This is a genomic window from Streptomyces sp. NPDC057438, from assembly GCF_042802995.1.
Classification (GTDB): Bacteria; Actinomycetota; Actinomycetes; order Streptomycetales; family Streptomycetaceae; genus Streptomyces.
The window spans coordinates 1-19198 of record NZ_JBHVDD010000108.1 but is presented as its reverse complement, the minus strand read 5'-3'; the positions used below and the strand labels follow the sequence as shown (position 1 = coordinate 19198).

General features: G+C 72.8%; 19 protein-coding genes. 8 read left to right on the top strand and 11 right to left on the bottom strand.

Features of this window, described 5'->3' with window-relative positions; all coding sequences use genetic code 11:
• Window positions 1–104: 104 nt before the first annotated feature.
• Window positions 105–542, bottom strand: a complete 438-nt coding sequence (locus ACFU5F_RS37305) for an Lrp/AsnC family transcriptional regulator (RefSeq protein ID WP_383897446.1) — start codon at window positions 540–542, stop codon at window positions 105–107.
• 170 nt (window positions 543–712) lie between these two features.
• On the opposite strand from ACFU5F_RS37305, the gene ACFU5F_RS37300 reads away from it, so the two are divergent.
• Both ACFU5F_RS37300 and ACFU5F_RS37295 read left to right on the top strand, forming a co-directional pair.
• A complete protein-coding gene (locus tag ACFU5F_RS37300) occupies window positions 713–1987 on the top strand; it encodes an ArgE/DapE family deacylase (protein ID WP_383897443.1) in 1275 nt (424 codons plus the stop codon).
• A gap of 423 nt (window positions 1988–2410) precedes the next feature.
• Window positions 2411–2569, top strand: a complete 159-nt coding sequence (locus ACFU5F_RS37295; protein WP_383897440.1) for a hypothetical protein — start codon at window positions 2411–2413, stop codon at window positions 2567–2569.
• Window positions 2570–2685: 116 nt separating this feature from the next.
• Here the strand turns inward: ACFU5F_RS37295 and ACFU5F_RS37290 are convergent, their stop codons facing one another.
• Window positions 2686–3132, bottom strand: coding sequence for a DUF5707 domain-containing protein (locus ACFU5F_RS37290; protein WP_383897439.1), 447 nt, complete (start codon window positions 3130–3132; stop codon window positions 2686–2688).
• 155 nt (window positions 3133–3287) lie between these two features.
• On the bottom strand, window positions 3288–5969 hold the full coding sequence (locus tag ACFU5F_RS37285; protein WP_383897464.1) for a LuxR C-terminal-related transcriptional regulator: 2682 nt from the start codon (window positions 5967–5969) through the stop codon (window positions 3288–3290).
• A 363-nt stretch (window positions 5970–6332) separates the two neighbouring features.
• On the opposite strand from ACFU5F_RS37285, the gene ACFU5F_RS37280 reads away from it, so the two are divergent.
• Window positions 6333–7466 (top strand): PP2C family protein-serine/threonine phosphatase, encoded by a 1134-nt coding sequence (locus ACFU5F_RS37280; RefSeq protein ID WP_383897436.1) that lies wholly within the window; start codon window positions 6333–6335, stop codon window positions 7464–7466.
• Here ACFU5F_RS37280 and ACFU5F_RS37275 read toward each other — a convergent pair.
• From ACFU5F_RS37275 to ACFU5F_RS37245, 7 genes are all read right to left on the bottom strand, one after another.
• Complete coding sequence (locus ACFU5F_RS37275) at window positions 7460–7621, bottom strand: hypothetical protein (RefSeq protein ID WP_383897433.1); 162 nt, start codon at window positions 7619–7621, stop codon at window positions 7460–7462. The genes ACFU5F_RS37280 and ACFU5F_RS37275 overlap by 7 nt on opposite strands.
• A 39-nt stretch (window positions 7622–7660) precedes the next feature.
• Window positions 7661–9229, bottom strand: coding sequence for an AAA family ATPase (locus tag ACFU5F_RS37270; RefSeq protein WP_383897431.1), 1569 nt, complete (start codon window positions 9227–9229; stop codon window positions 7661–7663).
• 20 nt (window positions 9230–9249) lie between these two features.
• The gene (locus tag ACFU5F_RS37265; RefSeq protein ID WP_383897429.1) at window positions 9250–9807 is read right to left on the bottom strand and encodes a hypothetical protein; all 558 of its coding nucleotides are present in this window, start codon (window positions 9805–9807) and stop codon (window positions 9250–9252) included.
• On the bottom strand, window positions 9804–10136 hold the full coding sequence (locus tag ACFU5F_RS37260; protein WP_383897426.1) for a hypothetical protein: 333 nt from the start codon (window positions 10134–10136) through the stop codon (window positions 9804–9806). The genes ACFU5F_RS37265 and ACFU5F_RS37260 overlap by 4 nt, the downstream gene beginning before the upstream one ends.
• Before the next feature lie 21 nt (window positions 10137–10157).
• Window positions 10158–11939: a hypothetical protein gene (locus ACFU5F_RS37255; protein WP_383897423.1), complete on the bottom strand. Its 1782-nt coding sequence runs from the start codon at window positions 11937–11939 to the stop codon at window positions 10158–10160.
• 76 nt (window positions 11940–12015) lie between these two features.
• A complete protein-coding gene (locus tag ACFU5F_RS37250) occupies window positions 12016–12483 on the bottom strand; it encodes a hypothetical protein (RefSeq protein ID WP_383897421.1) in 468 nt (155 codons plus the stop codon).
• 206 nt (window positions 12484–12689) lie between these two features.
• Entirely contained in the window at window positions 12690–13844 is a 1155-nt protein-coding gene (locus tag ACFU5F_RS37245) for an aromatic acid exporter family protein (protein ID WP_383897418.1), read from the bottom strand.
• 380 nt (window positions 13845–14224) lie between these two features.
• Between ACFU5F_RS37245 and ACFU5F_RS37240 the strand changes: the two genes are divergently transcribed.
• Window positions 14225–14884 (top strand): GAF and ANTAR domain-containing protein, encoded by a 660-nt coding sequence (locus ACFU5F_RS37240; RefSeq protein WP_383897463.1) that lies wholly within the window; start codon window positions 14225–14227, stop codon window positions 14882–14884.
• A gap of 325 nt (window positions 14885–15209) precedes the next feature.
• Window positions 15210–15974 (top strand): GAF and ANTAR domain-containing protein, encoded by a 765-nt coding sequence (locus ACFU5F_RS37235; RefSeq protein ID WP_383897416.1) that lies wholly within the window; start codon window positions 15210–15212, stop codon window positions 15972–15974.
• A 19-nt stretch (window positions 15975–15993) separates the two neighbouring features.
• Here ACFU5F_RS37235 and ACFU5F_RS37230 read toward each other — a convergent pair whose 3' ends face one another.
• Window positions 15994–16341: a helix-turn-helix transcriptional regulator gene (locus tag ACFU5F_RS37230; RefSeq protein WP_383897413.1), complete on the bottom strand. Its 348-nt coding sequence runs from the start codon at window positions 16339–16341 to the stop codon at window positions 15994–15996.
• Window positions 16342–16476: 135 nt separating this feature from the next.
• Between ACFU5F_RS37230 and ACFU5F_RS37225 the strand changes: the two genes are divergently transcribed.
• From ACFU5F_RS37225 to ACFU5F_RS37215, 3 genes are all read left to right on the top strand, one after another.
• Window positions 16477–17328 (top strand): ANTAR domain-containing protein, encoded by an 852-nt coding sequence (locus ACFU5F_RS37225; protein WP_383897410.1) that lies wholly within the window; start codon window positions 16477–16479, stop codon window positions 17326–17328.
• Window positions 17329–17999: 671 nt separating this feature from the next.
• Window positions 18000–18884, top strand: a complete 885-nt coding sequence (locus tag ACFU5F_RS37220; RefSeq protein WP_383897408.1) for an SDR family oxidoreductase — start codon at window positions 18000–18002, stop codon at window positions 18882–18884.
• 89 nt (window positions 18885–18973) lie between these two features.
• Window positions 18974–19144 carry a hypothetical protein gene (locus ACFU5F_RS37215; RefSeq protein WP_383897405.1) on the top strand — a complete coding sequence of 57 codons (171 nt, stop codon included), beginning with the start codon at window positions 18974–18976 and terminating at the stop codon, window positions 19142–19144.
• The last annotated feature ends 54 nt before the right edge of the window (window positions 19145–19198 follow it).

Below are 19198 nucleotides of genomic sequence, written 5' to 3'. Positions count from 1 at the left end.
CTGCGCACCACGTCGCCCCGACACCACGGCGGGGCGGCGGGCCGGCGACAGGGCCGGGGTGGCTGCCACGGCCCTGTCGCCTGCGGCGAACCCGGGGCAAGTGGTCACAACCGAGGCCGGTTGAGCAGCCGGGAGAGCACGATGACGCTCTCGGTCCGGTCGACGGGGGCGGTGGCGCGTACCCGCTGGATGGCCAGTTCCAGATGGGTGATGTCTCGGGCAAGCATGTGGAGGACCGCGTCGGCCGCCCCGGAGACGGTGCAGGCTTCGACGACTTCGGGGATGTCTTCGAGGGCTCGGCGCAGCTGGGCGGGGGTGGGGTTGCCGGTGCAGTAGACCTCGACGAACGCCTCGGTGTGCCAGGCCAGCACCTGGGGGTCGACGAGAGCGGTGAAACCGCGGATCGCACCCGTGGCCACCAGGCGGTCGAGACGCCGCTTCGCGGCGGGGGCGGACAGGCCGGCTGCCTGGCCGATCTCGGCGTAGGTGGAGCGGGCGTTGCGCATCACACAGCGGATGATCGCCTCGTCGATGGTGTCCACGACTTCGCTCCAGACCGTCAGCAGCGCGACAGGGGCACAATAAAAGGCTATTTGGCAGTCGTTATTGCAAGAAACCAATGGCAGATCGCAGCAAATGGAGATTGTTTGCGTCGCGGTCGCAACCGTAGCCTCCGGCTTGTCTTGATGTCCTATGCCGGGAGAGCGTGTCGATGACAGCGAACGTGAGCGAGGGGGAAGCGTCCGCGCTGGCCGCGGTGGACGAAGAGGCCATCGTCCGGCTTCTGCGGGAACTTCTCAGCGTTCCCAGCGTGACGGGGAGTGCCGCGGAGTCCGAGCTTCAGCACATCCTGGCCCGGCACCTGGAACGGTTGGATCTCGATGTCGACCTGTGGTCCATGAACCTGCCCGAGCTGCGCGCGCACCCCCGCTTCCCGGGCGGCGAAGCCCCGCGCACGGAGGCATGGGGCCTGGTGGGCGGCACGCGGCAGCAGGGCGACGGGCCGACCCTGGTCCTCCAGGGCCATGTCGACGTCGTCCCTCCCGGGGACCTGGCGCAATGGGAGGGAGACCCCTTCCGTCCTCGGGTCGGCTCAGACACGGTGCACGGCCGGGGAGCGTGCGACATGAAGGCCGGCGTGGTGGCGATCCTCGCCGCCCTGGCCGCGATACGCGGCGCGGGCGCGAAGCTGCGCGGCCAGGTGGCCGCGCACTTCGTCGTCAGCGAGGAGGACGGCGGACTCGGAGCGTTCGGCACCCTCGAACGCGGTCACACAGGTGACGCCTGCATCATCACGGAGCCGACCGGCGGCGCCCTCATGACCGCGAACGCCGGCGCCCTCACTTTCCGTATCGAGGTACCCGGCCGCGCCACCCACGGCAGCACGCGCTACGCGGGCATGAGCGCCATCGACGCCTACCTCCCCATCCACCATGCGCTCACCCGTCTCGAAGCCCGCCGCAACACCGGCCCCGATCCCCTGATGGCCGCATACCCCATTCCCTACCCGCTGTCCGTGGGCACCGTCCGGGCCGGCGACTGGGCCAGCAGCGTGCCCGACCTGCTGGTGGCCGAGGGAAGACTGGGTGTCCGGCTGGGCGAGGATCCGGCCCAGTCACGCACCGAGCTGGAGGCCTGCGTGGCCGAAGCCTGCGCGGACGACCCGTGGCTGCGCTCCCACCCCGCCACGGTGACGTGGCCCGGAGGCCGGTTCGCCAGCGGACGGCTGCCCGCCGGGCATCCGCTCGCAGCCCTGGTCGGCGACGCGCACGCCGACGTCGCCGGCGGCCCACGCCCCCCGGAGCGAGGCGCCCCCTACGGCAGCGACCTGCGGCTGTACTCGGGGGCGGGCATCCCCACACTGCAGTACGGCCCCGGCGACGTACGTCTCGCGCACGGCCCTCAGGAGCAGGTCCGCGTCAGCGAAATAGTCACCGTCACCCGGGCACTGGTGCTCGCCACACTGCGCGCGGTCGGCACCCAGTAGTACCGCCGCGACGCAGACCTTGCCGACGAGCGGTTCGGCGCCCGGCGCGACGGCCCGCGTACTGGGCAGCGGAACGCCGCGCCCGTGCCGGCGATGGTCGAGGCGGTGGCGGGTGGCATGTCCGAACCCGTCCCTGAGGCTGGTGCCGGTGAAGACGGTCGATGCGCCCATGCGTTCCTTGAAGGCGGGTGACCTACGTAGGCGAATACGTAGTTCTACTGTCGCCCCCGGAAGGCCGCGTGGGAAGACTCGCCCCATGAGCTTCCTGACGGAGCCGTGTCTCACGCCGGGGAGCTTGCTGCCTGCCTCCTGGGCGACCGTCGTCGGCGGTCCGACGAGGGGGCGAGCGCTGTCCAGTCGGTAGAGCCCAGCCGAACGTTGGAGAGGTCCCCGTTGGTTTCCAAGATCCGTGTCCTTCTGGGCATGCTCGTGCTCCTGGCGCTGGCCATCGGCGCGATCGCCCTGCTCGCCGCCGTGAAAGCCGATGCCACCTGGTTCACGATCGTTCCTCTCGGCATACTCTTCGTCGGCTCGGCCGTCGGTCAGTCGCTCGGGTGGTTCAACAAGAAGGCCGGTGACTGACCTGGAGCGAACCCGGACCGGAAACGGACGACGCCGTCGCCGGCCCACTCGGAGCGGCGCTCCACCGGGAACGCACGTGCGCAGGGGCGGACGCGACGAGTCGCGCCCTGCCTCGGTCATCCCACCGTGAAGTCGGCCGCCTCGGTGTCCAGCGTCGTGTCACCGTTCTCGGCGGTGGCCAGGACGGCCACGTGCCACAGACCGCGCGGGGATGCGTCGGCGCGGGTGACGGGGACCTTGTAGGTGCACCGCTCGGTGTCCCCGCCCGCGGGCTTGCAGACGGCCGACTCCACCGCGGCCATGTCCTTGGCGGTCAGCTCCTTCTTCGCGAGGGACGACTTCGCCGGCCACGCCAGCACCTTCACGCTCTTGACGCCGGAGGACGCCTTGACGTCCGTGGTGAAGGTCAGCGAGCCCGCGCGGGTGTCCCCCGGAGCCGTGTAGCGGGCCTTGCCGTGCGCCAGGACAGGAGGCTGGTCACCGGCGTGGGCGAGGGACAGGGCCCCGGCGCCCGTGAGGACGACAACACCGGCGGCGACGGACACGGCGATACGACGCGACATGGATGGTTCCCTTGACAGGTTCGGGCTGGGCCACACCGGCGCACTCGTCGGCGCCGTGCACCCATACTGGCCGCGCGGCAGGCCCCGGGTATGAGCACGCGTACTCAACTCCCGCCTGAGTAACACCCGTTCCAGCCACCGGCCCCCGACCGGGGTCACAGGAGGCGGAGTTCGCGGGCACGGCGTACGGCGTCGTTGCGGCGGTTGACGGCCAGTTTGCGGAAGACGCTCTTGAGGTGCGTCTTGACGGTGTTCACCGACACGCACAGGTCGGCGGCGATCTCCTCGGTGGACATCATCCGGTCCAGCCCCCGCAGGACGTCGCGCTCGCGTCCGCTCAGGTCCTCCACGACCGGTTGCCGGTCCTCGGGGCCGGGCGCCCCGGTGTGCGGCGCGGGTCCTGGAGTGAGCCAGCCTGCCGCGAGGCCCCTCAGCGGCGCGGTGTCGAGGACGGGCCGGAGCCATGCGCCGGCTTCGGCGAAGGGACGGCGCAGCCGTTCGCGCCGGGCCTCGTGGAGGGCCTGGGCGACGAACCGGCGCACCGCGGCCGTGTCCCCGACCGCGTGCGCGGCCTCCGCGCGGACCAGCAGGGCCCGCACGGTCACCGCGGGGCCGGCACGGCTCTCGGCCGGCACCCCGTCCAGCAGGTCGAGCGCGGCGAGGGGCGTGCCCGCGGCCAGCCGGGCCCGTGCCTCTCCCACGGCGCAGACCGGCTGGTGGCCCGGTACGGCGTGCAGCAGTGCGGCGGCCTCCTCGGGCCGGCCCCGGGCGAGGTGGGCCGCGGACGCGACCAGGGCGGTGTGTCCCCGCGCCCAGGGAGAGGTCACGTCGGCGGTCACGGCCGGTTCGGCCGCCGCCAGAGCGCCGCGGGTGTCGCCGCGCGCGAGCAGCAGGCGGGCGGTGGCGATGGACCGGCCTGCCTCGGTCACCGGGTCCCGCAGGGTGAGCCGGTCGTCCGCTACCGCGTCGAGATGGGCGCGGGCCAGTCGCAGTTCGTCCCGGTCGACGGCGACGGCGGCCAGGACCAGATGGGCGACGCCGAAGGCGGCGGGCTGCGGCAGGCTGTAGCGCTCGGAGAGGGTCAGTGCCGCGTTGGCCCGGCGTTCGGCCCTGCCGGGCCAGCCGTTCAGGTAGTCGATGAGGGCCAGTCGGCCGAGGCAGTCCTCGCGCGGCAGTGCCGTGGACGCGTCCCCGGAGCCGTCGGCGACCAGGGACAGCGCGGCACGCGCCTCCTCGAAGCGTCCGGCCCACAGCCGCGTCGACCCCAGGTGGGCCAGGAGCAGCGCGGTGAGTTCGGGGTGGGCGTCCAGCAGGTGGGCGGGGACCTGCTCCCGCAGTCTCTCCGCCGTCCCTGCCACCAGCTCCGCCCTGCCCGGCGAGCCGGTCAGCCGGGCCGCCAGCGCCTCCAGCAGCAGACAGCTCAGCCGGGCCGCCGCCGGGCCGTGTTCCTCCTCCGCCCGGTCCGCGTCCTGCGCCAGATCCCGCTCCGCGTGCCGCAGGTGGCTCAGGCCCCGGTCGAGTTCGCACCGGGACAGCTCACGGGCCGCTCGTACGAGGTGCGCGGCCGGGCTCCGCGCCTCGGGGCCCATGCGGGAGAACAGCTCGGCCAGGTCGTCGGAGCGCAGCCCCGTGAAGAGCTGGCCGATGGCGAGGTCGTCGACGAGGGCACCGGCGGTGAACTCCCAGTCGCCCGCGGCGGCCCCGTGCCCGAGCGCCTCGTCCAGCAGTCCGGAGCGGCGGAGCCAGTCGGCGGCACGCCGGTGGAGCACGGGTTCCAGACCGGGCCGGCGCATCCGCAGATGGGCGCGGAGGATCTCCCCGAAGAGCGGGTGGAGGCGGTACCAGGCGTGCCCGAGGTCCTCGACGAACGCGTTGCCGCGGTGCAGCTCCGCCAGGATGCCGGCGGCGTCGCCGCGTTCCGTCAGGGCGTCGGCCAGTTCGGGGCGGATCCGTTCCAGGACGCTGACCCGCAGGAGGAGATCCTGCGTCTCGGGGGGCTGCCGTTCGAGCACCTCCGCGAGCAGGAAGTCGGCGACGGCGGTGCGCTCGGCCTCGAACCGCTTGAGATAGCTCTCCGGGTCCGGGGTCTCGCAGGCGGCCAGCGCGCACAGCCGCAGACCGGCCGCCCATCCCCGGGTGCGCTCCACAAGCGCCTCCGCGACCGGTACGGGGAGCCGCAGGCCGTGCAGGCCCAGCAGGACGGACGCCTCCTCGGGCGTGAACGCCAGCTCGGCGTTCCTGATCTCCGTGAGGTCACCGGCCGTCCGGTGGCGGTGCAGCGGCAGCAGCGGTTCGGTGCGGGTGACCAGGACCAGGCGCAGGCCGCCCGCCGCGTGGTGGAGCACGAACTCCAGCTGGTGCGCGATCTCCGGGTCGGTCACGCGGTCGAACTCGTCGAGCACCAGGATCACGGGCCGCTCCCGGCCGCCCAGCTCCGCGGCGAGCCGCGTCAGCAGCGTACGGTCGACGCGGCCCGCGTCGGCCGGACAGCCGGTGTCGGGCGGCAGGGGGACACCGGCGGAGCGGAGCGTCTGCAGGACGTACGCCCAGAACATGCCGGGACCCTGGTCGCCGGCCTCGGTGGTGAGCCAGGCGACCGGCGGCTCCTGCCGCGCGGCCCAGTCGGCGACCAGCAGGGTCTTGCCCGCCCCGGCGGCACCGTTGACCACGGTGAGTGGTGTGGTCAGGGCCCGGTCGAGGTGGTCGACCAGGCGGGCCCGCCGGAGGAAGGTGCCGGGCCGGACCGGTACGGCGAACCGGGTACGCAGGAAGGGGTCACCCCGGGGGTCGGCGCACGGGAGAAGGCGCCCCGCACCGCTTTCCCCGGACCCTGCCATGGTTTCCACCACCACCTGGCCGTCAGAACCTGGGCTGCGCTCCTCGTCCAGCAACAGCATCCCAGTCTTCCTCCGCGCCCGCGCGCCGCGTCGCACCGTGGGCATGCGAGGGGCATGCCGCGCCGCTGTCGTCGGCACCTCGACCCGCTCCCGGCGCTCCGAGCACCGTGCGGCGACGACCTGCGTGCGCTGGAGAGCTGCCGCCGCACCCCGGCCGGGGACCGCCCCCACCCCCGGGCCATCGGCGGGCGCTCGGGCAGGTGCCCCGGCGCCACCTGCCGGTCCGGCCCGGCGGGGCGCCTCCCGCACGGGACCCGGCCCGGCTTACCGTACGGGGAGATCACGATCTGCCCGGGAGTCCGCATGGCCGGTAGCCGCCGGAAGAGGTCCGCCGAGGCCGCCGATGCCTTCGAGGCCATCGAGCCGCCCCGCAACGCCGAACTGATCCTCGGCGTCCTGGCCGTGACGGCCCTGGTGGAGGCGCTCGGTGTGCTGTCCCGGTCCGAGGTGTGGCTGCTCGGGCTGCTGGTGTTCCTGCCGGGGACGGCGTCGGCGCTGTGCACGGTACGGCAGACGGCGTTCGTCGCCGCGTGGACCACGCTCGTCGTCACCACCACGGCCGTGGTGCGCAACGTCGACGCGGACCGCTGGCTCGACCGGCTCCTGCTGGTGCTGCTCACCCTCACCCTGGGCGTCGCCTCGGTGTACGCCTGTCACCGGCGGATCAGACGCGAGGCGGAGATGTTCCGGCTGCGCTCCACGGCCGCGGCCATGCAGCGGCACATCCTGCACCCCCTCCCCCTGCTCACCGACGACGTCCTCGTCAACGGCGTGTACGAGCCCCTCCAGGAGGACCGCCTCGTCGGCGGCGACATCTACGACGTCGTCGCCTCGGCCTGGGGGACCCGGGTGCTGATCGGGGACGTCCAGGGCAAGGGTCTGGCCGCCGTGGGCGCCGCGTTCGCCGTCATCGGCACCTTCCGTGAGGCGGCCCACCGCGAGCCCACGCTCACCGCGCTCGCCGACGCCCTGGACGCGGCCGTGGTCCGCCACAACTCCTACGCCGAGAACACCGGCGACGACGAGCGCTTCGTCACCGCTCTCGTGATCGGCATCGACGCGCTCACGGAGGAGGCGCAGGCCGTCAACTGCGGGCACATCCTCCCGCATGTGTTGCACGAGGGCACGGTCACCACGGCCGAGCTGGACTCCGGTGTCCCGCTCGGGCTGGCCGAGCTGGCGCTGGAACCCACCACCGTGGGCTGGTTCCCGTTCCCGGACGGCGCGACGCTGTTGCTGAGCACCGACGGCCTCACCGAGACCCGCAACGCCGACGGCACGTTCTACCCGGTCGACGAGCGCCTCGCGGAGCACCTCGACGTCTCCCCCACCGACCTGCCCCGGGCCCTGTACGAGGACGCCCGCGCGTACGCGGGCAGTGGCGGCCGGCACGACGACGTCGCCGTCCTGACGGTCCGCCGGTCCCCGCGTCACTGAGGGCGCACCCGTTCGACGAGGGCGCGTTCCTCGCGCTGCTGCCGGGCCAGGGCCTGGACCTCCAGGCGTTTGGCGCGGTCGGCGCGGCTCTGGGTCAGCAGCGCGGCGCCGAGGGTGCCCACGACCCGACGGCGGTGACCGCCGGCGCCATCCATGAATCCGCCACTGTGTGCCCCTTCGGCTGTCGGTGACGGTCAGGTGTCCCCGAGGACGACCACCCTGCGGGGTGTGCCCGCGCCGGCCGGGGAGATGGGGACGGCGGACCGGCCGGCGGGCACGGCGCGTTCCCTGCCCCAGGCGCGGATCTCCTCGATCTGTTCGGGGTTGCTGCGGCTGAGGGGTGCGGTGTTGGCGAAGGTGTCCTCGACGAACGCGGGGTTCAGCCGGTCCGCCCCGCCGCCCAGCAGGACCTCGGCGCCGACGTCGTGGAGGGCCGACTCGATGTCGGAGCCTGCGAAGCCCTCCGAGAGTTCCACCAGGCGGTCGAGCTGGTCCGGGTGAGGTTCGGCCTTGACGTAGCGCCGGTAGTAGAGGGTGATGATCTCCCTGCGGTCCTGGTCGTCCGGCAGGTCCACGAAGAACAGTTCGTCGAAGCGCCCCTTGCGCAGCAGTTCGGGCGGCAGGCTGCGTACGTCGTTGGCGGTGGCGACCACGAAGACGCGGGAGTCCGACTCCTGCAGCCAGAACAGGAACTGTCCGATGATGCGCTGCTGGACGCCGGAGCTGTCGTGGGCGCCGGCCAGTCCCTTCTCGATCTCGTCGATCCACAGGATGCACGGCGCGACCCGGTCGGCGGCGTCGAGCGCCTCCCGCATCCGTCCCTCGGACTCGCCCAGGTAGCGGCCGTGGATGCTGGCCATGTCCAGGCGGTAGAGGGGAAGTTGCCACTGCTGGGCGATGGCCTTGGCCGACAGGGACTTGCCGCAGCCGGGGACACCGACGAGCAGGACACCGCGGGGCGGGCGCAGTCGGGTGCCCCGCAGGTCGGTGTGGATGAGCCGGTGTTTGCGCTCCAGCCAGCCGCGCAGGCTGGTGAGCCCGCCGACGGAGTAGTCGACGTCCTTGCGGGCGACGCGTTCGAGTCCGGCGAGGTTGTTGAAGATGCGGTCCTTGGAGCCGGCGAGGGCCAGCACGTCGGCGGCTTCCACCGACCCCTTGGCGATGAGCGTGGCCAGGAGGTTCACCGCCTCGCCCTCGGTGACTCCCTGGAGGAACTCGGCGGCACGGCGGGCGTCGTGCTCGGTCCAGGCGATGGAGACCACGCCCCGGTGGTCGCCGAGGAAGCCGCTGATGGTGTCGTACATCTCGTCGGCGTTCGGCAGGTCCAGCTGCAGGCTCATGCCCAGTCGTTGCAGACCGCTCCAGATGGGGTTGTCCGTGATGAGGACGACGCATCCGGCGTGGGCGTCGGCGATCCGGGCGAGTTCGGCGACGTTACGGGTGAAGGGGGTGTCGGATTCCAGCTCTCCGGGGTCGACCAGGACGAGCGTGGCCTGTGGGCGGGCGGCGAACTGGGCGGCGGCGAAGTCCATGGCACCGGTCAGCGACCGGTCGTCGAGGACGGCCGCACCCGACTTCAGGTCGCGCAGACCGGTGGCCCTGGTGTGGATCCAGAACTGCTGGGAGGCGCGCCTGGGCTGGGCCGCGACCTCTTTGAGCATGCGCAGGGCGCGGGCCTGTTCGATGGTGCGCAGCCCGACGACGGGCACCCTCGCGGTGAGGTAGTTGTCCAGGTCACGCTTGCTGTCGGAGTAGTTCGACAAGGTGGTTCTCCGTGGTGGCGTCAGTCGGGGGTGACGAGGCGACGTCCGCCGGTCGGCTCGTACCAGCCGACGGGGGGCGGGGCGGCGGAGGGCTCGGACAGCACCGCGGTGAGGGGGTTGTCGCGCAGGGTGCGGCGCCGGGTCTCGACGGCGTGGGGGTCCGCGCCGTCCGCGAGCAGTGACTGCACGCCCCGTTCGAGTTCGTCCTGGAGACGGCGGGTGTGGTCGTCCATGAGGGCCGCCATACGTTGGCGGAAGTCGGCGGGCAGGCTGGTGTGGGTGATGACGGAGCGGGCGGAGCGCAGAACGTCGCGGCCCCGGGTGAGGGCCCGTCCGACGGAGAACTCGTCTGCGGCGTCGTTCACCTCGCGGACCATCAGGTCGAGCCCGTCCTGCAGCCGCCGGTCGACGGCGGCGGCGATGCGGGTCAGCAGCCGTTGCCAGGTGTCGGCCGGCAGACTGTCGGGGGACAGCGGCGGCAGGTGCAGGGGGTCGGTCTGTTCGCCGCCGGCCCAGCGGTCCAGGGTCCGGGCCCAGATCTGGTAGTCGCTCCCGCCTCCCCACCGGGTGTGGTTCACAGGTCCCCCGACGGTCGGCGCACGAGCTGTTCCCCCGGCGGCAGGGGGTCCCAGGCCGGGAGGTCGGTCACGGTGCGCCGCAGCCGCCGGGTGACGGGATCGGACGCGGGCCGGTCCGGCGGTCGCGGCGCGGCCGAGGCCCAGGGGGCGGGCGCGGCGGGCGGTGCGGGCGGGACGGGCCCTGAAGCGGCCTCGGAGTCGCGCTGATCGGGTACGGCGGGGGGCTGCTGCGGTCTGGGAGGCGCGGCGAACGGCCGCAGGTGTTCCGGGATCTCGGGCCGGAGCCAGGGGGGAGTCGAGTCAGGGGCGAAGGGGGAATCGTCGCTCATGGTCGTGTCCTCTCGGCCGGCTCAGCCGTCGGCGCCGACGACGCGGCCCTCGAAGGGGGAGGGGGCGCCGGTCGCGGTGTTCAGGGAGGCGATGAACGTGCGGGCCTCGGCCTCCACGAAGTCGGCCGCCCAGTACTGCTGTTGCCAGTCGGTGAGTTCGGCGTGGGCGCCCCGGAGCCGCCCGATGGCCTCGGTCATGTGCCGGCTGAGGAGTTCGCGGGCCTGTTCCTGGGCGGTGCGCGCGGCGTCGGCGCGGTTGTGCAGGACGATGCCCCAGATGCCTCCGACGGCGAGGGCGGCGATGAGCGCGAACCCGACATGGACACCGAGGAAGATCACGAGGATCGCGGTGACCGCCGTGCCGAGGAGGGCGAGGGAGGACCGGTGGTCGTAGGCGAGGGACTTGACGTACATGTCGACGTAGCTGCTCCAGTGCCGGGTCAGGGACGCCTCCAGGTCCGGCAGGTCGTCGGTGAGCGGCTTGGTCCAGGTGGTGAGCTTGAAGCGCTGGGTGCCCTGGCCGATGTCGTAGGTGTTGCGCAGCGAGATCTCGATCCTGGGCGGTACGGCGGCCCGGTAGTCGCGGCTGAATGCGGCGTGCGCCTGTGCGAACCACTCCTGGCAGGACGCGACGGCGACGCGCTGTGCCGCGGGCGAGGCGCCGACGGCCTCGGGGTCGAGGGCGGCGACCGACTGCACGCTCAGGTAGTTGCGGGTCTCCTCCAGCGCCTCGGAGCGCATGTCCGCTTCCTTGCGCGCGGCCTCCTCGTCCCCCTGGCGCACGATGGCCTGGTTGAGCAGCAGTTCGCGCTGGAGGGGGAGTTCCTCCTCGTCCGAGTTGCGGACCAGGTTGTCGAGGATGTCGTCGACGGTGTCCTCCAGGTTGTGGGCCGGGAGGATCTCGCTCTCCATGAGGGTGCGGAACCGGCTCAGCAGGGCCTCGTGCGCGCGGGCGCGGGCGAGGACGTCGTCGAGCGCCGCCCACTGGGGGCAGACCTCGGCCAGACGCGGGAAGTCGGCGGCGGCCGACGGGGCGCGCAGGGAGTCGATCTCCTGCCGCCAGCGTCCCGCCTGGGCCGCGCGTACGGCGTCGTCGTCGAGCAGGCGCTTGCGCCACTCCTCCAGTGTCCTGGCGAGGAGTTGGCGGCCCGGGGGTCCGAAGGCGCCCTGGGAGACGCATTCCAGGATGACCTGGAACTCGCGGCCGAGCACCCGGGGGTCCTGTCCCTCCAGGTAGTGCCGCAGCCAGCGCAGGGAGGCGTCCTGACGGCCCTGCCTGCGGAGGATCAGCGCGAAGAAGAGGGAGGTCTTCGCCGTGGAGCGCCGGAACGCCTCCTCGACCGCCCGTGCGCACAGGGCCTCGTCGTCACCGGCCCAGGCCGCCAGTCCGACCAGGGCGGGGGCCAGCCAGTAGCGCGGGGTCTGGATCATCAGCTCCTCGCTGACCTGCCGGACCGTCTCCTCCTGGACGAGGCCGGTGTCGAACGCCTGGAGGATGCCGGTCGCGGTACGGCGGACCACCTTGTGGTGCCCGTACTTGTGCTCGACCTCGTCGTTGATCCGGACGATCCGGGTCTCCGCGCGCTGGGCGGCGGCGATGCGTTCGGTTCTCCCGACGAACTCCAGGAACTTGTCGTAGAGGACCTCCAGGCGGTCCTTCGTCTGCGCCTGTACGGCCTTGACGTCGCGGACCTCACCGTCCACCTGCTCGATCTGGCCGCCGAGCATACGGACGGAGCGCTGCAGTTGGCGCTCCAGGTTGTCGATGCTCCTGACGAGGGGGCCGAGGTTGATGTCGCTCACGCGCGTCTCCGTTCCGTGCCGTGCGGTGCCCTGTGCCGTCCGTGCCGTGCTGGTCCCGTGGGTCCTCGTCGCCGTGTCAGGGCCTGACGACACTGCCGTCGGGCAGCACGGGCAGGACCAGCCCGTCCGCGTACACCTCGACGAACGCGTACGCGTCCGAACGGGCCAGCATCCGGGCGGCGTCGAACGGGGGCGGCATCGTGTCGTGTGCCGTGCAGTGGCCGAGGATGCGCCCGTCGAGGCCGAGCCGATGGTCCACGTAGGGGGAGCCGAGCAGGCACCGAGCGACGAAGCCGACGGGGACCGGCGCCCCGCGGCCGGTGTACTCCTCGCACAGCCACGCGGCGATGTCCCGGACCGCGGCGTCGTCCACGGCGGCGTCCAACCGGCGCAGTCGCCCGAGGAGTTCGGGCGTCCGGGGGGCGAACATCTGCCGGGTTCCGACGGGTCCGGGCGCCGGCTGCGCGGTGATCCGCGCGGTGCCGGGTGTGACGGTCGTGCCCGGCGGCACGACGATGCGGCGAGGCCGCTCAACGGATCCCATGGATGCCCCCTGCTGACATGGACCGACCTGCGTCTCGTCGGTGACGCGCTGAATCCGAAGGGTATTGACGCCCCATCAGTAGCGCCTAAGTTGAGCGGTATTAATCGACAATGACCGTTTACCACCCGGATTGGTACCGGATAACGACCGGCTGCCGCTCGGGACTTCGGACGACAGCCGGGGGTCGCCCGGTGATCGCCCGGGCGTCAGTCCTGAACGAGCTGGTCGGCCAGGCGATGGGCCTGGGCCAGCAGCGTTCCGTACGTCACGAGCGCGTCGGGGTCGTCGGCGACGGCGCCCGGCAGCCGCCGGCGGAACTCGTCGAGTACGCGGTGGAGTTCCCGGACCGCCTCCCGCAGCTCCGCCGCGGCGGAACCGTCGTGATCGCCCGGGGAGAAGCGGGTGCGGCCGTACAGCCGGACGGCGTGTGCGGTGCGGCGCAGGAAGTCCGCGTACGGGCGGGCGATCACCTCGGCGGGCCGGGCGGCCTTCCCGCCGTCCGCGGCCTCCCACACCGTGCGGGTCACGCCCGTGGTGTGGACGGCCACCTGGTCGAGCACGACCAGCGCGTCGGCGTACGCCTCGCCCGGGGCGGCGACGCCGTGCCTGCGGCGGCCCCGGGGGTTGACCCGCATGCTCTCCCGGCTCCAGTCGATCGCCGACCTCGCCTGGTCGACCAGGCGGCCCAGGCGCAGCGCGCGTTCGTGCCACTCCCCCGCCTGGTGCCCGTTCCACTCGCCGGCGGCCAGCCCGTCCGCCACGGCGTCCAGGATCTCCCCGGCCTCGCGGGCGGCGTCCCGCAGCGCGGCGGCGGTGTCGCGCAGGTACACCGGCGGCCGGACCAGCGCGTTGACCGCGACGCCGACCAGCGCGCCGAAGACCGCCTCGGCGACGCGGGCCGCCGAGGCGGCGACGGTGACCTGACCGCCGGTCAGCACGAAGAGCGCGCCGGTGGCGGCGTACACGCCCTGGCTGCCCAGCCGCTGCCACTGCCCCAGCAGCAGCACGGCCGGCAGGACCAGGGCCATCGTGACCATCGTGGTGTCGAGCACCAGTGCCACCCCCGTGGCCACCACCGTGCCCACCGCGATCGCCGCGAGCTGCTGCAGCCCGTGCGCGAGCGACCGGTAGACCGTCGACTCCACCAGGACGACCGCCACCCATGGCGCCACGAACGCCATCGGGGCACCGAGCCACCAGCCCGCCACCGCCCACGCCACCCAGGCCGCCAGCGCCGCCTTCCCGGCCTGCGCCACCAGATCCCGTTCCCGGCCCGGCTCCGCCCACGCCCGCCGCAGCGTCGTCACGGCGGCCGCACCGCGCCGCCGTACCTCCCGTACCGTCCTGTCCGTCCACTCCATGCCCCTCCAAGTGCCACATCTGCGGCGGGACGCACGCGTCCGACCTCGATGTCCCGACCGGCGGACACCGCACGGCGGCCGACGGAGCCGGGCGTGTCGACGCGGAGCGAGGCGTGGCCGCCGTCCTGGCGGGCATGCGAAGGCATGCGAGCGGGGCGGCGGCACACAACCGGTGGCTTCGTCGGCACCCGGTGACCCGGCGGTCGCGGCGCGGGGCCCCGCGCCGCGACCGAGCCGCGTGAATTCGCCGAGGTTCCGCGGAGGGCGCTGTCACGGCGGCTCCGCGCGGGGCCCGCGTGCAAGGCTGGAACCGAGGGTGGTCCCGACAGGGTGACGAGGAAAGGGAGGACGGCGTGGACTGGGATCGGTTCGCCCGGCAGATGGCGTCGATGGCACGGGATCTGCTGGCACAGCCGTCGGTCGATGCCACGCTGGACCGGATCACCACCTCGGCCACCGAACTGGTGGAGGGCTGTGACGCGGCCGGCATCCTCGTGCTGCACGGCACGAGCGTGGAGTCGCTCGCCGCCACGGAACAGCTGGTGGTCGACAGCGACCGGTTGCAGGAACGGCTGCGGGAGGGGCCGTGCTTCGACGCCGCCCGCAGTTCGACGGGGGAGCGTGTCTTCCGCATCCACGACCTCTCCCGCGAGCAGCCGCGCTGGCCGGCCTACGCCCCGGCCGCTCACGGGCTCGGCCTCGGCAGCATGATGGGCTTCCTGCTGTTCACCGAGCACGAGGACTTGGGCGCCCTCAACCTCTACTCCCGCAAGCCCGGTGCGTTCACCGAGGTCAGCGAGCTGGCGGGCTGGCTGCTCGCCTCGCATGCCGCGGTCGCCTTCTCCAGTGCCCGCACGCACGCCCAGATGGAGCGGGCCGTCGCCACCCGCCACCTCATCGGCGAGGCCATGGGCATCCTCATGGGCAGTCTCCACGTCAGCGAGGACGAGGCGTTCGACGTACTGCGCCGCTTCTCGCAGGAGAACAACATCAAGCTCCGCGAGGTGGCCCGCCGCATCTGCGAGCGGGGCACGCTGTGAGGCGTACGGGAGGGGGACGGCTCCTCCGGCACGCTGTCTGAACCAGAGAAGCCTGACCGGACCGACCCCCAGGGGAACGTCGCCGAAACCGGTCTGCCCACCAAGTCCCCCCGCCCCGCCTCCTCACACCTGCCCGGCCCGGCGGGCCCGGCCGTGGCACGACCCTGCCCGGGCGTTTCCCGCGGCGCGCGACGGAAACCCAGTGACCATGGCGTCCCGGCCGTCAGGACGCGGAGAGCGGGGACAGCGGCGTGCGCGCCGCGTCCGGGCTCGGCGCCAGGACCGGCGGAACGTTTCCGGTGGCGACCGCAGGGAGGTGAGGGTCATGACCGACGACGAGCTGCCGGGCGACGGCAACGCCGATCAGGAGACGCACGGGGAGCGCGCCCGTATCGCCCGTGAACTCACCGCCGCCGTGCGCGGACTGTCGCCGTACGACGTGCCCGACGCGCTCTGCCGGACCTGTGCCACGCTGCTTCCCATGGTTTCGGGGCTGTCCGTGTCGGTCCTGGGGGACGGCTCGGAACTGGGCGTGGTGCTGTGCGCGAGCGACAGCGTCGCCGCACGGCTGGCGGAAGCGCAGTACACCCTCGGCGAAGGCCCCTGCCTGGAGGCGGTCCGCCTGCGCGCACCCGTGTTCGCGACGGACCTGACACGGATGCCGGACACCCGCCGCTGGCCCCTGTTCTCCGTGCAGGCGGCCAGGGCGGGAGCGGAGGCGGCGTTCGCGCTGCCGTTGACCGGCGCCGGGAGCGCCTTGGGCACCCTCGACCTGTACCGGGACACGCCGGGCAGGCCGAGCCGCGGCGAGGTCCGCACCGCTCTGCTGGTCGCCGACGCCGTCACCCTGGCGGTGATCGCGCTGGATCACGCCTCTCCTGCCCCCGACGGACTCGTCACATGGCTGGCAGGTGCGGAGTCGGACCGGGAAGAAGTGCACCAGGCCACTGGAATGATCATGGTGCGGCTCGGGGTGAGCGCCGAGGAGGCGCTGCTGCGGGTGCGGGCACGGGCCTTCGCCGAAGGCCGCACGTCCGTCGAGATCGCCCAGGCGATCATCGACCGCGCCTTGGACCTCCGCGACGACTGAGCGGCCTGGCCGGCACCGCTCAGGCATCCCCCACGGGACGGCCGTCACCGAGCGGCCCCGCCGCGCGCGGGTCGACCCGTGCGAGCAGCGCCAGCAGGGAGGCCACCGTGAGCCCGGCCTCCGCGGGGTGGCGCAGCTCGGTGCCCGACCGGATCTGGTAGGTGTTGCTGCGCCCCTCCCTGGTGTGGGACAGGAAGCCGCTCCGTTCCAGATCGGCGATGATCTTCTGGACGGCGCGCTCGGTGAGCCTGCACCGGGCAGCGATGTCGCGTACGCGCACGGTCTGGTCCTCGGCGATGGTGGCCAGCACCCGTGCGTGGTTGGTGATGAACGTCCATCCCGCGTGCGCTTCCGATACTCCTGCCATGACCGTCATCATACGCCTGATCATTCACGTGTCCGAATACCTGAATCCGAGTTCCTGTATCTCTTGACGTGTGTTCGCACGCGAGTGACGCTGGTAGCGGGAGAACCCGCGGCAGCGTTCCGAAGGAGAAAGATCATGTCGGAGCCCGCGCACTCCGCAGAGTCGGCAAGCTCCGGGAGCGTCGGCTGCGCGACGGTGGCCGGACCCGCCGGCGGGCGGCCGACGCCGCCGTTCAGCCTGCACAGCCGCACCGACGGTCACCGCGTCCTCGTCTCGGTCCGCGGTGACCTGGAATTCGCCACGGACGACCGTTTGCGGCGCGGCCTGCGCGACTCGCTCGCCCGCTCCGCGGAGGGCATCGACCTGGACCTGGCCGGCGTAGGGTTCTGCGACTGCTCCGGACTCAACGCGCTGCTCAGCCTTCGCCGGGAGGCCCTGGAGCACGCGAAGACCATCACCATCCGCCGCATCAGCCGGGGGGCCCAGCGGGTGTTCTCGCTCACCGACACCCTGTCGCTGTTCGTCTCTCCGGGCGCCGCGGAGGGCGTGGCCGCGGACAGCGCGGACGATGTGCGGACGGACAGCGCCGACGCGGACAGCGCGGACGATGTGCGGACGGACAGCGCCGACGCGGACGGCGTGGATCTTGTGTCGGACCACGCTCGTGGCACGGAGGCCACGGCACCCCCGGCCGTCCGGCGGGAGCCGGATCCCCGGGTGGAGGTCGTGCAGCTGCGGCGGGCGCTGGAGACCCGCGACACCATCGACCTGGCCCGCGGCATCCTCATGGCCGCCTTCGCCCTCAGTCCCGAGGAGGCGTGGAACGCGCTGGTCAGGACGTCCCAGAACACCAACACCAAGCTGCACCGGACAGCCCGGCAGCTCGTGGACTCGTGCACGGGCGCCCCCGTCCCCCCGTGCACGCGCGAACGGCTGTCCGCCGCCGTCGCACAGATCCGCACCGAGCGGGCGCCCGCCCCGGACTGATCCGGGCGGCCTCCTCTTACACCCGGCGACGTCGGGTACCCGGACGACGCAGACTCGCGTACCCGACGTCCGGAGACTCCGTGAAGGCGCAGGTCATCAACCGCACGCTCAAGAATCTCCCGAGTTCGGCGAGGCCGGTGACGGCGGGAAACGACAGATCGGGCCGGTGGCCCGACGGCTTCCGGAACGGACGGACGCGATGATGTCCGAGTCCGGCCCCGGGGAACGTCCCGTGATCTCCGAGACGTGCGCCGGGGAACACCCCGCCCATCTCGACCGGGGCGCGGGCGTGGCGGTCGGGACGGTCACCGGGTACCGGGACGGCCCGCACCGCCTGATCGGCGAGATCTCCGAAGCGCAGGCCCACACCGACCACACGCACCCCGGGCCGGGCTCGGGCCTCCTGGCCCCTCGCTCCCGGACCGGGTCCCGGCCGGCTGAAGGGACTGCGGGCCGAGGGATCGGCGGGGCCGCGACCGGACCCCCGGCACGGGCCACGCCCTATGGCCTGCGACCTCCAGAGAGGGTCGCCCGGGTCATCGAGGCCCGGCCGCTGCCTCCGCCGATCTCATGAGCGCCTCCGCCCCACGACACCCCCGCACCTCCGCCCCACGACACCCCCGCACCACGACACGAGCCACGCACCCACGACGCGAGGAAGGACCCTCCTCATGAGCGACGACGAGCGGCAGAACCCGGTCGAGCGGCACCCCCGTCCGGACTTTCCGCAGCAGGACCAGCGGCATCCCGGATGGACCGGCGCGATGGACCCGCCCCCGGACCACGGGGAGGACTCCTACCGCGGCAGTGGACTGCTCAAGGACCGCAAGGCGGTACTCACCGGCGGCGACTCCGGCATCGGCCGCGCGGTGGCCCTCGCATACGCCCGGGAGGGCGCCGACGTCCTGTTCACCCATCTGCCGGAGGAGGCCGAGGACGCCCGGGAGACGTCCCGGCTGGTCGAGGACGCCGGACGGAAGGCGATCGCCGTCCCTTGCGACATCCGCGACGAGGAGCAGTGCCGCGCCCTGGTCGACCGGGCGGTCGCCGAGTTCGGCAGGATCGACGTGCTGATCAACAACGCCGCCTACCAGATGTCACAGCCGGACGGCATCGGGGCCATCAGCACGGAGCAGTTCGACCGGGTCGTACGGACGAACCTCTACGGCATGTTCTGGCTGTGCCGGGCGGCCCTGCCGCACATCCCGCCGGGCGGGTCGATCATCAACACCACGTCCGTGCAGGCGTACAAGCCGAGCCCGCATCTCCTCGACTACGCCATGACCAAGGGCGCGATCGTCACGTTCACCCAGGGACTGGCCCAGATGGTGGCCGCGGACGGCGTCCGGGTGAACGCGGTGGCGCCGGGGCCCGTGTGGACCCCGCTGATCCCGGCGACGCTCCCCGACGCGCAGGAGTTCGGCAAGCAGGCACCACTGGGGCGGCCGGCCCAGCCCGCCGAGATGGCGCCCGCCTATGTGTTCCTCGCCTCCGAGCGGGCGAGTTTCATCACCGCGGAGATCCTCAACGCCACCGGTGGGACGCCCCTGCCCTGACACCTCGTTTACGCCCCCGGCCGACGGGAACCCGGTGACACACCGCCAAGCAGAAGAAGCGATACGGGTCTGAAAGAAGATGAGGCGTCGTGAGCACGCACACCGTCGAAAAGCTCGTCGTCCGCGAGAGCGGCTGGGCCAAGGCCCGGCGTCGGCGCGGGAAGGGCGTGCGCCTGTGCCTTCCCGCCCTCGCGGACAGGGACGGCGCCCGGCTGACGGAGGCCGGGGCGGACGCGCACATCGTCAGGGGTGACGACTGACGGCCGACAGGCACGGGCAGGTTCCGAGGGGCCGGTGGAGAACAGTTCCGACTG

Excerpts from the sequence above, each read along its gene's own strand:
- ACFU5F_RS37250 (WP_383897421.1), bottom strand. The coding sequence starts at position 12,483 with ATGGGATCCGTTGAGCGGCCTCGCCGCATCGTCGTGCCGCCGGGCACG.
- ACFU5F_RS37290 (WP_383897439.1), bottom strand. The coding sequence starts at position 3,132 with ATGTCGCGTCGTATCGCCGTGTCCGTCGCCGCCGGTGTTGTCGTCCTC.
- ACFU5F_RS37300 (WP_383897443.1), top strand. The coding sequence starts at position 713 with ATGACAGCGAACGTGAGCGAGGGGGAAGCGTCCGCGCTGGCCGCGGTG.
- ACFU5F_RS37260 (WP_383897426.1), bottom strand. The coding sequence starts at position 10,136 with ATGAGCGACGATTCCCCCTTCGCCCCTGACTCGACTCCCCCCTGGCTC.
- ACFU5F_RS37245 (WP_383897418.1), bottom strand. The coding sequence starts at position 13,844 with ATGGAGTGGACGGACAGGACGGTACGGGAGGTACGGCGGCGCGGTGCG.
- ACFU5F_RS37285 (WP_383897464.1), bottom strand. The coding sequence starts at position 5,969 with ATGGCAGGGTCCGGGGAAAGCGGTGCGGGGCGCCTTCTCCCGTGCGCC.
- ACFU5F_RS37295 (WP_383897440.1), top strand. The coding sequence starts at position 2,411 with ATGCTCGTGCTCCTGGCGCTGGCCATCGGCGCGATCGCCCTGCTCGCC.
- ACFU5F_RS37230 (WP_383897413.1), bottom strand. The coding sequence starts at position 16,341 with ATGGCAGGAGTATCGGAAGCGCACGCGGGATGGACGTTCATCACCAAC.
- ACFU5F_RS37235 (WP_383897416.1), top strand. The coding sequence starts at position 15,210 with ATGACCGACGACGAGCTGCCGGGCGACGGCAACGCCGATCAGGAGACG.
- ACFU5F_RS37225 (WP_383897410.1), top strand. The coding sequence starts at position 16,477 with ATGTCGGAGCCCGCGCACTCCGCAGAGTCGGCAAGCTCCGGGAGCGTC.
- ACFU5F_RS37275 (WP_383897433.1), bottom strand. The coding sequence starts at position 7,621 with ATGGATGGCGCCGGCGGTCACCGCCGTCGGGTCGTGGGCACCCTCGGC.
- ACFU5F_RS37240 (WP_383897463.1), top strand. The coding sequence starts at position 14,225 with ATGGCGTCGATGGCACGGGATCTGCTGGCACAGCCGTCGGTCGATGCC.
- ACFU5F_RS37280 (WP_383897436.1), top strand. The coding sequence starts at position 6,333 with ATGGCCGGTAGCCGCCGGAAGAGGTCCGCCGAGGCCGCCGATGCCTTC.
- ACFU5F_RS37220 (WP_383897408.1), top strand. The coding sequence starts at position 18,000 with ATGAGCGACGACGAGCGGCAGAACCCGGTCGAGCGGCACCCCCGTCCG.